The 14,885-nt window shown below is 75.4% G+C and carries 14 protein-coding genes; 4 read left to right on the forward strand and 10 right to left on the reverse strand.

All coding sequences use genetic code 11. The features are described from left to right. Positions 1-91: 91 nt before the first annotated feature. Both RSE42_RS01950 and RSE42_RS01955 read right to left on the reverse strand, forming a co-directional pair. Positions 92-835 carry a response regulator gene (locus tag RSE42_RS01950; protein WP_232322641.1) on the reverse strand — a complete coding sequence of 248 codons (744 nt, stop codon included), beginning with the start codon at positions 833-835 and terminating at the stop codon, positions 92-94. Further along, positions 832-2,208 (reverse strand): sensor histidine kinase, encoded by a 1,377-nt coding sequence (locus RSE42_RS01955; protein ID WP_085386720.1) that lies wholly within the window; start codon positions 2,206-2,208, stop codon positions 832-834. The genes RSE42_RS01950 and RSE42_RS01955 overlap by 4 nt, the downstream gene beginning before the upstream one ends. A 171-nt stretch (positions 2,209-2,379) precedes the next feature. On the opposite strand from RSE42_RS01955, the gene RSE42_RS01960 reads away from it, so the two are divergent. Further along, positions 2,380-3,276 (forward strand): GAP family protein, encoded by an 897-nt coding sequence (locus RSE42_RS01960; RefSeq protein ID WP_076403802.1) that lies wholly within the window; start codon positions 2,380-2,382, stop codon positions 3,274-3,276. A gap of 94 nt (positions 3,277-3,370) precedes the next feature. Here RSE42_RS01960 and RSE42_RS01965 read toward each other — a convergent pair whose 3' ends face one another. The 7 genes from RSE42_RS01965 to RSE42_RS01995 all read right to left on the reverse strand — a co-directional run bounded on the left by RSE42_RS01965 (position 3,371) and on the right by RSE42_RS01995 (position 12,161). Beyond that, positions 3,371-4,840, reverse strand: coding sequence for a flotillin family protein (locus tag RSE42_RS01965; protein ID WP_034652746.1), 1,470 nt, complete (start codon positions 4,838-4,840; stop codon positions 3,371-3,373). Positions 4,841-4,960: 120 nt separating this feature from the next. Beyond that, positions 4,961-5,431, reverse strand: coding sequence for an NfeD family protein (locus RSE42_RS01970; RefSeq protein ID WP_415297742.1), 471 nt, complete (start codon positions 5,429-5,431; stop codon positions 4,961-4,963). Positions 5,432-5,575: 144 nt separating this feature from the next. Next, on the reverse strand, positions 5,576-6,595 hold the full coding sequence (locus tag RSE42_RS01975) for a phosphotransferase family protein (RefSeq protein ID WP_415297743.1): 1,020 nt from the start codon (positions 6,593-6,595) through the stop codon (positions 5,576-5,578). A gap of 63 nt (positions 6,596-6,658) precedes the next feature. Further along, on the reverse strand, positions 6,659-8,281 hold the full coding sequence (locus tag RSE42_RS01980) for a RecQ family ATP-dependent DNA helicase (RefSeq protein WP_171467327.1): 1,623 nt from the start codon (positions 8,279-8,281) through the stop codon (positions 6,659-6,661). Continuing rightward, positions 8,278-10,086 (reverse strand): pyruvate dehydrogenase, encoded by a 1,809-nt coding sequence (locus RSE42_RS01985; RefSeq protein ID WP_415297744.1) that lies wholly within the window; start codon positions 10,084-10,086, stop codon positions 8,278-8,280. The genes RSE42_RS01980 and RSE42_RS01985 overlap by 4 nt, the downstream gene beginning before the upstream one ends. A 156-nt stretch (positions 10,087-10,242) precedes the next feature. Beyond that, positions 10,243-11,229, reverse strand: a complete 987-nt coding sequence (locus tag RSE42_RS01990) for an NAD(P)/FAD-dependent oxidoreductase (RefSeq protein WP_415297745.1) — start codon at positions 11,227-11,229, stop codon at positions 10,243-10,245. An 8-nt stretch (positions 11,230-11,237) separates the two neighbouring features. Next, a complete protein-coding gene (locus RSE42_RS01995; RefSeq protein WP_415297746.1) occupies positions 11,238-12,161 on the reverse strand; it encodes a class I SAM-dependent methyltransferase in 924 nt (307 codons plus the stop codon). A gap of 47 nt (positions 12,162-12,208) precedes the next feature. Between RSE42_RS01995 and RSE42_RS02000 the strand changes: the two genes are divergently transcribed. From RSE42_RS02000 to RSE42_RS02010, 3 genes are read left to right on the forward strand one after another with little or no spacing between them, the layout of a single operon-like run. After that, a complete protein-coding gene (locus RSE42_RS02000; protein WP_396049510.1) occupies positions 12,209-12,799 on the forward strand; it encodes a helix-turn-helix domain-containing protein in 591 nt (196 codons plus the stop codon). A 33-nt stretch (positions 12,800-12,832) separates the two neighbouring features. Then, positions 12,833-13,159, forward strand: a complete 327-nt coding sequence (locus tag RSE42_RS02005) for a hypothetical protein (protein WP_244985509.1) — start codon at positions 12,833-12,835, stop codon at positions 13,157-13,159. Beyond that, positions 13,156-13,473 carry a type II toxin-antitoxin system PemK/MazF family toxin gene (locus tag RSE42_RS02010; RefSeq protein WP_114553117.1) on the forward strand — a complete coding sequence of 106 codons (318 nt, stop codon included), beginning with the start codon at positions 13,156-13,158 and terminating at the stop codon, positions 13,471-13,473. The genes RSE42_RS02005 and RSE42_RS02010 overlap by 4 nt, the downstream gene beginning before the upstream one ends. 66 nt (positions 13,474-13,539) lie before the next feature. Here RSE42_RS02010 and RSE42_RS02015 read toward each other — a convergent pair whose 3' ends face one another. Then, entirely contained in the window at positions 13,540-14,880 is a 1,341-nt protein-coding gene (locus tag RSE42_RS02015; RefSeq protein WP_396049509.1) for an MFS transporter, read from the reverse strand. Between the last annotated feature and the right edge of the window lie 5 nt (positions 14,881-14,885).

The following is a 14,885-nucleotide window of genomic DNA, read 5'->3' on the forward strand; positions in this document are numbered from 1 at the left end:
GGTCGGCGACCGGATCGGGCGGGTTCCGGTCGGTAACCCCGTGCTCGGGCGGGCGTCGGGCGCGTGGTCGGCGGTCGGGTGCAAGGGGCGGTCAGGCGAGGCCGGAGTCCCGCGCGACGATCGCCGCCTGCATGCGGGTCGCGACGCCCAGCTTCGCGAGCACGCGTGAGACGTGCGTCTTGGCCGTGGCCTCGGTGATGTAGAGGTCGGTCGCGATGCCCTGGTTGGACAGGCCCCGGCCGAGCGCCGCGAGCACGTCGACCTCGCGCGGCGTGAGGTCGGCGAGCCGCGGGTCGGGCCGGTCGTCGACGACGCCCCCGCCGCCCGACGCCGCGGGGTCCGCGGGACCGTCCGTGCCGCCCGGGCGCGATCCCGCGTGGAGCGGGGGGCCGGCGTCGGGCACGGGACCGCGCGCGAACGCGGCGAGGAGCCGGCGGGTGACCTCGGGCGCGAGGACGCCGTCCCCGTCGGCGACGCGTCGCACGGCGTCGATCAGCGCGGCGGGCTCGGCGGACTTGAGGAGGAACCCCGCGGCCCCGGCGCGCAGCGCCCCGTCCACGTACTCGTCGAGGTCGAACGTCGTGAGCACGAGCACCTCGGCGAGGTGCTCGCCGGTGATCACGCGCGTCGCCTCGATGCCGTCGACGCCCGGCATGCGCAGGTCCATGAGCACGACGTCGGGCCGCAGCGCCCGGGCGTTCGTGACGGCGGCGGTGCCGTCCGCGGCCTCGCCGACCACCTCGACGTCGGGCGCGGCGTCGAGCAGCAGGCGCAGGCCCGCCCGGATGGCGGCGTGGTCGTCGGCGAGGAGCACCCGGACCGGTCGTCGCGTCACGCGTCCTGCCTCTCGACCGGGAGCCCGGCCACGGGGATCTCGGCGCGCACGGACCATCCGCCCGCGGGCAGCGGGCCGGCGCTGCACGTGCCACCGAGCCCGTCGGCGCGCTCGCGCATCGTGAGCAGGCCGGTGCCCGCGCTCAGCGGCGCCTCGACGGGCCCGGAACCGGGGGCGCCGTCGTCGCGCACCTCCAGCACGACGGCCGCCCCGTGCCGGGAGAGCTCGACGACGACCGGGGCGCCCGGCGCGTGCTTGAGCGCGTTCGTCATGGCCTCCTGCGCGATGCGGAACAGCGCCTGGTCCGCCGCCGCGGGCAGGGGCGACCCGGCGACGCCGTCCGGGTCGCGGAGCGTGACGGTCGTCGTCGCGCGCGCGGCGTCGAGGAGCGTGTCGAGGCCGGCGAGGCGGCCGGGGGCGACGACGGCGTCGGACGCACCGCCGTCCTCGCGCCGCCCTTCCGTGCGCAGCAGCAGGATCATGGACCGCATCTCGTCGAGCGACGCGACGGCGCTCGCGCGCACCTGCTCGAGCGCGGCGCGGTCCTTCGCGGCGTCGGGCGGGAGGGCGAGCGCGGCGCCGGAGTGGATGGCGATGGTCGACAGGTGCGACGCGATGACGTCGTGCAGGTCGCGCGCCATCGCGGCCCGCTCCGCACGGACGGCCTCGTGCCGGTCGAGCTGCGCGATGCGCTCGAGGTCGCTCGCGCGCTGGCGCTCCAGGTCGGCCGTGCGGGCCGACGCCTCGGCCTCGCGCGCGGCGAGGTCGGCGCGCTCGCTCGCGACCTCGGCGAGCTCGCTCGTGGTGCGCACGTTGGTGGCCCACCACATCGGCACGAGGAGCAGCGCGCTGAGCTGGAGCCCCATGTACACGAACTCCCGCACGTCCCGCGTGGCCTCGCCCGCCCCGACGGCGCCCACCGCCACGACCGTCGCCGCGACGCCCCAGAGCCACGCGCGCGCCCGGGGCCGCGACCAGAGCGCCGCGGCGTAGAGCAGGTCCCAGAGGACGAGCATGAGGGCGAGGCTCCCGCCCCACCGCAGGTCGACGGCGGTCACGACGACCCCGCCGAGGAGCGCGAGGATCGGGTGCGCGCGCTTGACGAGGATGAGGAGGCACCCGACGCCGAGCAGCGCGACCCGCCACCAGGCGTGTGGGGGCTCGACGACGAACGACGCGCGGACGATGCCGACGAGCCCGACCTCGAGCAGCACCCAACCGAGGACGAACGTCGTCGCGGCGGAGAACAGGTCGTTGCGCCGGTCCTCTATGCGCCACACGCCGCGCAGGGAACCGGCCGCCGCGCGCCAGCGCCCGGAGCGCCCGGGCGCGGCCGCGCGCGCGTCCTGCGTCCCGTCGTCGTGCGTGCTCACGCCCCCATCCCAGCACAGCCCGCCTGGCGACGGATCCGTCGAACGGTGTACGACCCCCGCGCCCGCCCCCGGCACCACGCCCCTCTTCCGTCTCCGCGGCCCCGCGACGGGGAGCACAGATCGGTCGTTCGCCGGACGACGCGCCGGTCGCCGGACGGGAGGCTCGGGGGCATGGACCTCCCCCTCGACCTCGACGCCGTCGGCGGTCCGGGCCTCGGCCTGGCCGCGATGGCCGGCGTGCTCGTCGTGCTGGCGCTCATCGACTCCACGAGCTTCGGCACGCTGCTCATCCCCGTGTGGCTCCTGCTCGCGCCCGGGCGGCTACGTGCGGGGCGCGTGCTCGTGTACCTCGGCACGGTGGCGGGGTTCTACCTCGCCGTCGGGATCGTCGTGCTGCTCGGCGCGGGCGCGTTCCTCGACCGGTTCGGCGACGCGCTCGACACACGCGCCGCCGCGATCGTGCAGCTGCTCCTGGGCATCGGGCTGTTCGCGCTGAGCTTCCGGTTCGACAGCAAGCGCGCGGCGCGCAAGGCCGCGCAGTCCGACGCCGCCCCGTCCGCCGCCGGCCGGCCCGACGCCGTGGGGCCCAGCCCGTGGACCGGTGCCGGTGCCGGGACCGCCGGGCCAGGGGCGCCGTCGGCGCCCCCGCGTCCGGGGAGGCTCTCGCGGTGGCGCGAGCGTGCGCTCGGGATCGAGGCGGACGCCGTCGGGACCGGGGTGGTCCGGACGCGCTCGTCGGTGCTGCCGCTCATGGGGCTGGCCCTCGGTGCCGTCGCGATCGAGGTAGGGACGATGCTGCCGTACCTCGCCGCGATCGGGATCGTCACGACGTCCGACGTCGGCTGGCCCGGGAACGCTGCGATCCTCGCCGCGTACTGCGTCGTCATGGTCGCGCCCGCGCTCCTGCTGCTGCTCGGCCGGCTCGTCGCGGCGCGTGCGGTCGACCCGGTGCTGCACCGTCTCGACCGGTGGCTCACGAAGAACGCGACGGACATGACGGGCTGGGTGCTCGGGGCGCTCGGCGTGCTGCTCGCGCTCAACGCGTTCGGGCGCCTCGGCTGGGCCTGACCGGCCCCGGTTCTGCCGGCCGGCTCGCCGACCACGCGGCTGTGGCCCGCCCGGAGGTCCGGACGGGCCACGGCCGCATGCTCGGCGGGGTGGGTCAGTGCGACGTGCCGTTGGTGGGCGCGTCCCCCGAGCCCGCGAGCTGCGTGCCCGCGAGGTTGGCGATGAGCTGGTTGATGTCGACGCCGGTGAGCTGCTTGATGACGCCCTGGCCCTCGCCCAGGACGGACGCGACGTTCTTCGTGAGCGCGGACGCGCCGTCGGTCGAGACGACGGTCATGCCCTGGATGTTGCCGATCGGCTCGGCCGCGGCCCGCACGATCTCGGGCAGGCGCTCGATGAGCTCCTGGACGAGCGCCGCCTCGCCGTACTTCTGCAGCGCGTCGGCCTTGGCGTCGGTCGCCGCCGCCTCGGCGCGACCCTCGGCCTCGATCGCTGCTGCGCGGGCCTCGCCCTCGGCCCGGATACCGGCCGCGAGGGCGACCTGGCGGTCGCGCTCGGCCTCACCGGCACGACGCACGGCCTGCGCGGACGCCTCGGCGTCCTGGATGGCCGCGGTCTTGTTCGCCTCGGCGATGACGGTGCGCTTGTACGCGTCGGCCTCGGTGGCGGCGTTCGCGGCGTCACGACGCGCGTTGGCCTCCTGGACCTCCGCGTACGCCTTGGCCTCGGCGGGCTTGCGGACCTCGATGTCGAGGCGCTCCTGCGTCACGCGCGCCTGCTCGGCGAGCGCCTCGCGCTCCTGCTGCGCGACGAGGCGGTCCTGCTCGGCGCGCGCGAGCTGGCCCGCGGCCTCGGCCTCGGCGTTGGCGCGGTCGGTGTCGGCCTTGATCGCGGCGCGCTTGAGGTCGAGGGCCTTCTGGCGCTCGGCGATCTGCTCGGCCGCCTCGATGACGGCGAACTCCGAGGCGCGCTGCGCCTCGGCCTCGGAGACCTCGGCGACCTGGCGGGCGCGAGCCGACTCGGCGCGCCCGAGGTTCGCGAGGTAGTCCGACCCCGGCGTCGAGATGTCGGAGATGTTGAGCAGGTCGACCTGGAGGCCCTGCTCCGAGAGGTCGGCCTTCGTGGACTCGACCACGCGGTCGGACAGGCCCTTGCGGTCGGAGATGATCTGCTCGATCGTCATGTCGCCGACGATGGAGCGCAGCGAGCCCTCGAGCGACTCCTTGATGATCTCGGTGAGCGTGCCCTGCTGGGAGAGGAAGCGCTGGGCCGCGCGGCGCACGCCCTCCTCGTCGCCACGCACCTTGAAGTTGATCGACGCCTTGATGGCGATCTTGATGCGGTTCTTGTCCACGCCCTCGACCGTGATGCCGATCTGGCGCTGCTCGAGCGAGATGGAGAAGCCCTGCTGGAGGATCGGCCAGACGAACGTGCGGCCGCCGACGACGACCTTCTGCCCGCTGCCCCCGGCCTCCTTGCGGCCCGCGCCGCGGCCGACGATGACCAGGGCCTCGTTCGGCGGGACGCGGCGGATGCGCTTGCTGATGAAGATGACCACCGCGAAGAACGCGATGACCAGGGCGACGATCGCCAGGGTCGTGATGAGGTTCGTGTCGTCGAACATGGTCCGCGCCGGGGCGCGTCTCCTTCCGTGGGTGCGGGCAGGTCAGGACGTGCGGCAGTCGTGCGGGTGCGCGGCACCCACGGGACGACGCGCGGGGCGTCGTGGTCGGTCCGTCGGACCTCAGTCGTTGGGGTAGTGCCGCTGGACGCGTACGCGGCTCCCGGACTGCTCGAGCACGACGACGCGCGCGCCCTCCGGGATCGGTTCGTCGGACCACGCGAGGCGGCGCTCGAGCTCGTGCGCCGCGTCGAGCGAGACCTCGCCGCGCGCGGGGTCGATCGCGGTGGTCGCGGTGCCCTGGACGCCCACGAGGGACACGGGGACGCCGTCCTCCGTCGCGCGCAGGTTCTTGACCAGCAGCTGGACGAGGACCATGACGACGAGCGCCACGACGAGGGACCCGACGTACGCGAGCGAGGTCGGCAGGTCGTTGGAGGCCACGATCACGCCGACGGCGCCGAACACCACGCCACCGACGCCGAGCGTCGTCCCGGACACCGCGCCGTCACCCAGGTCGACGATCTCGCCGACGAGCAGCGAGAGGAGCAGGAGGGCGAGTCCGGCGATGCCGATGACGATGAACGCGATCATGCGAGGTCCCCTCGGACGGGTGGCCACGGCGCGGGAGTGGCGTGTGGAGTTGTCGTGAACGTACGCACACCTTACCGTGACCCGACCGTGCCGTGGGGCGATCCGGGGGTACGTCACATGGGGAGGACTCCCCACGGGGGAGTCTCAGACGCCCAGCTCGTCCAGCATCCGCAGCAGGTTGGCGCGGGCCGTGCCGGCGTACCCCTCGACCCAGTCGCCCTCGTAGCCCCGCGGCACCACCTCGACCGCGAGGAGGCACGACAGGTAGGTGCGGTACAGGCGCAGGCGCGTCCACGCGGCGGGGTCGCCGCTGCCGGGCGTGCCGTCGCCGAGGCCCAGGTCGCCGCCCTCGGCGGCGTAGCCCGCGAGGAGGTCCGCGTCGACGGGCCCGGCACCGAGCTGGTCGGCGCCCGCGAGCTCGAACAGCGGGTCGCCCCAGAGCGACCGCTCGGCGTCGAGCACGCCGACGATCCGCGGGGTGTCCGGCGCGAGCAGCACGTTCCCCGCCCACAGGTCCGCGTGCACGAGCCGGGGGACCTCGACGCGGGCGAGGACCTCGCGGTGCCGCGCGACGGCGTCGCGCACCCGGTCCGCCGGAAGGTCGACGCCCCAGGCGAGCGCGTCGTCGAGCACGGCGTCGACCATGCGCGCGACCGCGTCGGGCCAGCTCGCCGCCGCGAGGTCCGACGCGGGGGCCGGGTAGCCGAACCGGTCGCCCGCGATCCGGTGCAGCCGCGCCATGAACGACCCGAGCCCGCGGCGGACGGCGGCGGACTCCGCCGCGTCGGCCTCGCGCGCGCTCCACAGGGTCCCGTCGAGGAACGTCACGACGAGCGCGTCGCCGTCCACGTGCTCGCGCGTGAGGTCGGTGTGCAGCACCTGCGGGACGGGCAGGCCTGCGGCGTGGGCGGCCCGGTAGGCCGCCTCCTCGGTGCCGGGGATGCCGTGCTCGTAGCGCAGGAGCCGGGACGTGTCGGCGCCCGTGACCTTGACGACGACGCGGCCCGGGACGTCGTCGGGCGCCGTGCCCGGCCGCGGGGCGAGGTCGACCGCGAAGACGCTCGCGAACATCCCGCCGCTCAGCGGCTCGGACCGCAGCGCCTCGCCGAGCGGCGCCACGAGCGCCGCGAGCTGGTCGTCCGTGACCGTCGTCCTGGTGAGCACGCGGCGATGCTACCGGCCGGGCCAGCGGCGCCCGACGCGCGCCCGCGCCGGCCACCGGCGGGGTCAGGACGCCGTGAGCAGGCCCTGGTCCGTCACCGCGTCGAGGCTCAGGGTCCGGTACCCGTGCGTCTCGAAGAGCACCGTCACGCGGTCGTCGCCCTCGTAGCCCATGACGGTCCCCTCGCCGAACTCCGGGTGCCGCACCGGCGTGCCCGTCGACCACGGCGCGGACGCGTCGTCGGCGGCCCGCTCCTCCGCGGTGCCGGCCCAGCAGCTGTCGCAGCGCCCGCACGGCTCGGGCAGCTCCTCGCCGAGGTAGGCGAGCAGGAACTGGCGGCGGCACTGCGGGGTCTCGGCGTACGCGCGCATCATCTGCAGGCGCGAGTCGTCGACCCGGCGCCGGGCCTCCGCGAGCTCGTGCGCGACGTCGGCCACCGCACCCGGGCGCGCGTCCTCACCGGCGAGCGCCCGCGCGTCCTCCACGAGCGCGCGCAGGCGTGCGAGACGCCGCGGCAGCCGGGCCCGCCCTCCTGACGACGACGTGCCCGACGCCGGGCCGCCCCGGCCCAGGGCGCGCGCGACCTCGCGGAGGTCGTCGCGGTCGGGCACGCCGACCGCGAAGTAGCGCTGGAGGCCCAGGTCCTCCGGCCGGTAGAAGAGCACCGCGACGGCGGGCTCGCCGTCGCGGCCCGCGCGGCCGACCTCCTGGTAGTAGGCGTCCGGGGAACCGGGGACGTCCGCGTGGACGACGAACCGCACGTCCGGCTTGTCGATGCCCATGCCGAACGCGGACGTCGCGACGACGACGTCCACCTCGTCGTCGGTGAACCGCCGCTGGGCCTCGTCGCGCTCGGCCCTCCGCAGCCCGCCGTGGTAGGCCGCGGTGCGCAGGCCCGCCTCCGCGAGCGCGTCGGCGACCTCGGTCGTGCGGCGTCGCGTGCCGACGTAGACGATCCCGACGCCGTGCTCGGCCTCCGCGCGCACGCGCTCGACGACCGCGCGGTCCTTGTCCGCCGCCTCGACGGTGCGCACGACCTCCAGCGCGATCCCCGGGCGGGCGAACCCGCGGACGATCACCGCGGCGTCGCGCAGGTGCAGGCGCTCGGCGACGTCCTCGCGCACGGGCGGGGACGCCGTCGCGGTGAGCGCGAGCACGGGCGGTCGCGGGTCGAGCGTGTCGAGGCGCTCGCCGACGCGCAGGTACTCGGGCCGGAAGTCGTGCCCCCAGGTCGAGACGCAGTGCGCCTCGTCGACCGCGACGAGGCTGGGCCGGGCCGCGCGGACGGCGTCGAGCACCTCCTCGTTGGCGAGCTGCTCCGGCGAGAGGAAGAGGAACTCCAGCTCGCCCGCGGCGGCGGCCTCGAGCGCGGCGCGGCGCTCGGCTGCGGGCACGGCCGAGCTCACGGCGGCGGCCCGCGCGTCGTCGTCGCCGAGCTCGAGGAGGGAGCGCACCTGGTCCTGCTGGAGCGCGATGAGCGGCGAGACGACGAGCGTCGGCCCGGGCAGCTCGAGGCCGGGGAGCTGGTAGACCGCGGACTTGCCGGCCCCCGTGGGCAGCACGAGCAGGACGTCGCGGCCGTCGAGGAGCGCGGTGATCGCCTCGCGCTGCCCGGGGCGCAGGTCGCGGTAGCCGAAGACCTCCCGGGCGGTGTCGCGGACGTCGGCGAGGGTGGGCTCGTCGGTCACGGGCGGGGCACGTTGCGCAGGTTGGCGCGGGCCATCGAGACGACCTCGCCCATGCCGCCGCCGAGGACCTCCTTGCTCATCGCGACCGCGAACCCGCGGACCTGGCCCGCGGTGATGTTCGGCGGGATCGAGAGCGCGCGGGGGTCGGTGACGACGTCGACGAGCGCCGGCCCCGGCCGGTTCAGCGCCTCCTGGAGCGCGCGGCGCAGATCCTTCGGCTTCTCGACGCGCACCGCCGGGATGCCGATCGCGTTCGCGACCGCGGCGTAGTCCACGGGCGGCGACTCGGTGCCGAACATCGGCAGCCCGTCGACGAGCATCTCGAGGCGCACCATGCCGAGGCTCGCGTTGTCGAACAGGACGACCTTGACCGGCAGGTCGTAGTGCTTGAGCGTCACGAGCTCGCCGAGCAGCATCGAGAGGCCGCCGTCACCGGCCATGGCGACGACCTGGCGTTCGCGGCCCCCTGCACGCCCGGCGGCCGCGGCGCCGATGGCGTGGGGGAGCGCGTTGGCCATCGAGCCGTGGATGAACGACCCGATGACGCGGCGCTTCCCGTTGGGCGTGATGTACCGCGCGGCCCACACGTTGCACATGCCCGTGTCGACGGTGAACACCGCGTCGTCGGCGGCGACCTGGTCGAGCGTGTCGGCGACGAACTCGGGGTGGATCGGCGTCGTGCGCTCGACCTTCTTCGTGTACGCCCCGACGACGCCGGTCATCGCCTTCTCGTGCTTGGCAACCATCGAGTCGAGGAACTTGCGGGACCGCGCCTTCTTCACGAGCGGCAGGAGCGCGCGCACCGTCTCGCCGACGTCACCCACGACGGCGAGGTCCAGGCGCGTGCGCCGCCCGAGGTGGGTCGGGTCGACGTCGACCTGCGCCGTACGGACCGACTCCGGGAGGAACTGGTCGTACGGGAAGTCGGTGCCGAGCAGCACGAGGAGGTCGCAGTCGTGCATGGCGTCGAACGCGGCGCCGTAGCCGAGGAGGCCGGACATGCCGACGTCGAACGGGTTGTCGTACTGGATGAACTCCTTGCCGCGCAGCGAGTGGCCCACGGGCGCGGCGATCTTGTCGGCGAGCGCGATCACGTCGTCGTGCGCGCCGCGCACGCCCGCGCCGGCGAAGATCGTGACCTTCTTCGCGGCGTCGATCGCGTCCGCGAGCTGCCGGACGGCGGTCGCGTCGGGGACGACGCGCGGGGGCGCGGGCCGGCACGCGACGTCGGGCACGGCGGCCGGGGCGTCGAGGTCGGCGACGTCGCCCGGGAGCGTGAGGACGGAGACGCCGCGGGCGCCGTACGCGTGGTGGATCGCGGAGTTGATGACGCGCGGCGCCTGCTCGGCGCTCGAGATCATCTCCGAGTAGACGGAGCACTCGGTGAACAGGCGGTCGGGGTGGGTCTCCTGGAAGAACCCGGTGCCGATCTGCTTGCTCGGGATGTGGCTCGCGATGGCGAGCACGGGCACGCGCGACCGGTTGGCGTCGTACAGGCCGTTGATGAGGTGGAGGTTGCCCGGCCCGCACGACCCCGCGCACACCGCGAGGCTGCCCGTGACCTCGGCCTCGGCAGCCGCGGCGAACGCGGCGGCCTCCTCGTGGCGCACGTGGATCCACTCGATTCCCTTGCCCGCGTTCTCGCCCGCGTTGGACCGGTGCACGGCGTCGACCACGGGGTTGAGGCTGTCGCCGACGATGCCGTAGATCCGGCGCACCCCCGCCTCGATGAGCTGCGCGACGAGCAGGTCGGCGACCGTGCGGTTGCGCTTGTCCTGCGGGGAGCGACCGATTCCGAACGGCATGACGTACCTCCACGGTGGGCTGGGGTCGTCCTCCATCGTGCGACGGGCCGCCCGGCCGCGCAGCGCGAGCGGGCGTCTCGTGCGTCACCCTCCGCGCGGCCGGGCCCGCGGTCGCCCCCCGACCGCGGGCCCGGCCCGGTGCCTCGGGCCGCCGCCTCAGACCGCGGGCTCGGCGTGCGCCGCGAACGGCGTCCGTCGTCGTGCGACGGCCGCCGCGGCGTCCGCCTGCGCGAGCTCCCCGTGGATCCCCGCGCCGGCCATGACCCCGGCCGCCGCCGACGCGCCGACCTGCGCCATGAGGTCGCTCGAGTTGCCCGCGGCCCACACGCCCGGCACGGCGGTCGCGCCGCGCGGGTCGGCGGGCACGAACCGGCCTGCCGGGTGCTCCTCGAGCGTCCCGCCGAGCTGCTCGAACAGCTCGCCGCGCGCGACGAACCGCGGCCCGACGACGACCGCGTCCACCGGGAACGACGTCCCGTCGCTCAGCACGACCGACCGCACCGACCGGCCGTCGACGTCGAGCCGCGCGACCTCGCCCTCGACCACGCGCACGCCGAGCGCCGAGAGCTGCTCCCACGTGGCGTCGTCGGGCTCGGGGGCGGTGTGCTGGAACAGCGTGACGTGCGGGGTGAGCTGGCGGAACAGCAGCACCTGGTGCGCCGCGGCGGGCCCGGTCGCGAGCACCGCGATCCGCTGCCCCCGCACCTCCCACCCGTGGCAGAACGGGCAGTGCAGCACGCTCGACCCCCAGCCCTCGCGGACCCCGGGGACGTCGGGCAGCTCGTCGACGAGGCCGGTCGCGAGCAGCACGCGGCGCGCGCGGACCGTCCCGCCGTCGTCGAGCGTGAGCGTGAAGCCGGACCCGGCGTCGCCGTCGGCGCGGGCGACGCGCGCGTCGCGGACCTCGGCGCCGTAGCCCTCGGCCTCGGCGCGGCCGGCGGCCAGCAGCTCGCGCGGCGGCACGCCCTCGCGCCCGAGCAGGTTGTGCGCGCCCTCCGCGGGCGCGTTGCGGGGCTCGCCGGCGTCGAGCACGACGACGGACCGCAGCGACCGCGCGAGCGTCACCGCGGCGCTCAGCCCGGCGGGGCCGCCGCCGACGATCGCGACGTCGTAGGGGGCGTTCTTCTCGGCGGTGGTGTCCATGACTCTCCTCAGCGGGGGCGGCGGGCGGCCCAGAGGACGCGGCCGCCCCGGGCGCGGACGGTGTGGTCGGTCGTGCCGGGCGCGGTCGCCGCGAGCACGGCGTCGAGCGCGGCGAGGTCGGCGGGCTCCGGCCGGTCCGCCAGGTGCTCGCGCTGGCGCAGCGCGGTGGCGTGCGCCCAGCGGGACGTGTCCGGCCCCGGCGGCACGACGGCGGTCGGCTCGCGCCGGTCCACCACCTCCAGCCCGGCGTCGGTCAGGTACGGGGTCCAGTCGGGGTAGCGGTTCCAACCGGCGTGCGCCATGGCGCGCTCGAGGTGCGCGGCGAGGTCGGCGTGGTCCGCGTCGTCGGGCAGGACGGGCGACGTCGCGGTCATCTCGACGACGATGAGCAGGCCGCCCGGGGCGAGCGCGTCGCGGGCGTCGTGCAGGACGCGCGCCGGGTCGGCGACGTGGTGCAGCGAGGCCGACGCCCACACGACGTCCGCGGCGCCGACGGGCGGCCACCCGGCGTCGAGGTCGGCCTCGACGGTGCGCACGCGGTCAGCGAGACCCGTCCCGGCGAGCCGGGCGCGCAGGCGGTCGAGCATCGCGGCGTCCGCGTCGACCGCCACGATCTCGGCCTCCGGGAACGCCCGCGCGAGCGCCCGGGTGCCGGTGCCGGTCCCCGCGCCGAGGTCGACCACGGCGCGCGTCGGGTCCGGGGCGTGCCCGACGGCGACCGCGACGGCCTCGTCGAGGAGACCGTCGAAGACCAGCGCGTCGAGCTCGAGCAGCTCGGCCAGCCCGGCGCCGTCGTGCGGGCCGTGGCCGCCGTGGCCGTGGGAGTGGCCGTGCTCAGCGGGGTGCCCCGGGGCGTGACCGTCGCGGTGCGGGGAGACCGCGGCGGCGGCGTCGGGGGTGGGCGCGGGGCGCCCGGCGGCGGGGAGGTCCATGGCTCCACCGTAGGACGGCCGTGCGCGCTGAGCATATGATCTTGCTCATGACGCAAGAACCGGACCTCGACGCCGTCGTGCGGCAGCGCATCCGCGGGCTGCGGCTCGCGCGCGGCTGGACGCTCGACGCGCTCGCTGCGCGCTGCTTCCTCAGCCCGTCCACGCTCAGCCGGATCGAGACCGGGCACCGGCGCATCGCGCTCGACCAGCTCGTGCCGATCGCCCGCGCGCTCGGCACGACCCTCGACCAGCTCGTCGAGCCCGTCGACGACGAGGACGTCGTGATCCGGCCCGAGCCGCAGCGCCGCCCGGGGGAGACCACGTGGCTCCTGTCCCGTGAGCGGACCGGGACGATGGTCGCGAAGATGCGCCTGACGCCCGAGCGCGCCGTCGGGCCGGAGCACCAGCGCGTCCACCCGGGGCACGAGTGGTTCACCGTGCTGTCCGGGACGGCCGTCGTCTACCTCGCGGGCCGCCGGATCCTCGTCCAGGAGGGCCAGGCAGCGGAGTTCTCGACGATGGTGCCGCACTCGTTCGGCGCGCACGACGGCCCGGTCGAGATCCTCACGATCTTCGACCAGGAGGGCGAGCGGGCCCACCTCTCGGGCGCGGCGTCAGCCGCGCCGGGTCGTGTCTGACAAATGTGGGACACGCGGCGTAGTGTCGTGACCATGGCGACGAGAACCCGCAGCACCACGCACGAGAGAACGACCCCCCGAGGCTCGACCTCGCGGGGCGGGAAGAACGTGCCTGCCGGGGGGACCCCGCGGGGCGAGAAGGGCGAGGGCGCCTCGACGAAGCGCGACTCCGTCACGTTCCGACCCACCCCCGAGGAGCGCCGGATCCTCGACCGCCTCCGCGACGAAGGCGTCACCGCCAGCGATGCCGTCCGTCGTGGCCTGCACCTGGTCGCGCACGAGAAGTGGGTCGACCAGGCCCGCGTCGATGCGGAGAGTCTCGCCCACGAGAACCTCGACGACGAGCCGGACGCCTGGTGATCCGCGGCGCCGTCTACCGCGTCGACCTCGGTGACCCCCGGGGCCACGAGCAGGGCGGTCGGCGGTACGGGGTGGTCCTGTCCCCGACGAACATGCCGTGGTCCGTCGCGACGATCGTGCCGACCTCGACGAGCGCGCAGCGTGCGATCTTCCGGCCCGTCCTCGAGATCGCGGGCCAGGAGACCGTGCTCCTGGTCGACCAGCTCCGTGTGATCGACACCGACTACGTCGTCGGGGAGCCGGTCGACTTCCTTCTTCGAGACGACCTGGACGCGCTCGAGCGGGCCGTGCAGAGCTACCTCGGCATCATCTGACCCCGAGCCGTCCCGTCCGTCGTCCTCGGGCGGCTCGACGTCGACCGTCGCGCGGCGTGCCCCGCGTCAGTGGGCGGGCGTGCCGTCCGCGACGTCCTCGCGGTCGGCGCTGCGTCGCAGCGACCGCAGGGCCACGAGCACCAGCACGACGGCGAGCGCGGCCGCAGCGACGACGACCTCGAACCCGGCGTGCGCGCCGCCCGCGTCGATGCGCGACCCGGCGACGGACGACCCGATCGACACCCCGACGCCGAGCGACGTCCCGACCCACGCGAGGCCCTCGGTGAGCTGGGTCGGGGCCACGAGGTTCTGCACGAGGTTGTTGCCGTTGATGAGCGTCGGCGCGATGGCGAACCCGGTGACGAACATGACCGCCGCGAGGACGGGGATCGACGTGACGAAGAAGAACAGCGAGACGCCCGCGGCGAGCGCGACGATCCCGATGACGAACCGGCGCCACAGCGGGGACACCCAGTGGCGGGCGCCGTAGACGAGGCCGGAGATGAGCGAGCCCAGGGCGAACACGGCGAGGATGACGCCGGCGGCGCCCTTCTGGCCCTCCTCCTCGGCGAACGCGATGGTCGAGACGTCGGTCGCGCCGAACACGATGCCCATCGCCACGAAGATCACGGCGAGCACGATCATGCCCGTCGACCGCATGGCCGAGCGCTGCTTGACGCCGGCCTCGGGCACGACGACGGGCGGCTCGGTCGCACGCTGGGACAGGAACCACAGCCCGCCCACGACCGCCGCGACCAGGGGGACGACCAGCCCGGCCGACGGCGACACGCTCGTCGCGAGCACGGTCGCGAGCACGGGCCCGACGACGAACACGAGCTCGTCGAGCGCGGACTCGAGCGAGTACGCGGTGTGCAGGCGCCGCGCGTCGGGCACGACGTGCGTCCAGCGCGCGCGGACCATCGAGCCGTACGACCCCTGCGTCGCGCCGGAGACGGCGGCGAACACGTAGAGCGTCCACTCGGGCGCGCGCAGCACGGCGCACAGGATGAGCCCGCCGAGCCCGAGCGTCGCGGCGGCGAGCAGCGGCAGCATGACGACGCGCTGCCCCGTGCGGTCCACGAGGCGCGCGATCTGCGGCGACACGACCGCCTGCGCGACGACGAGCGCGGCCGCGACGCGTCCCGCGAGGGCGTACTCGCCGTAGATGCCCTGGATCATGAGGATCGTGCCGATGCCGACCATCGACATCGGCAGGCGCGCGACGAGCGCCGCGGCGGAGAACCGCCACGCGCCGGGCAGCGTGAGCACGGCGCGGTAGGGGTTGCGGGAGGCCCGGACGGGGGCGTCGGGCGCGGTGACCGACGTCGTCCCCTCGGTCGTCAGGTCGTCCCGCCGGTGCTCGGGGTTCTCGGGGTCGTCAGCGCGCGACGGGGAATCCTGGACCACCGTCC

It is taken from the genome of Cellulosimicrobium sp. SJTW-1 (assembly GCF_047716875.1).
Taxonomy (GTDB): Bacteria; Actinomycetota; Actinomycetes; order Actinomycetales; family Cellulomonadaceae; genus Cellulosimicrobium; species Cellulosimicrobium funkei.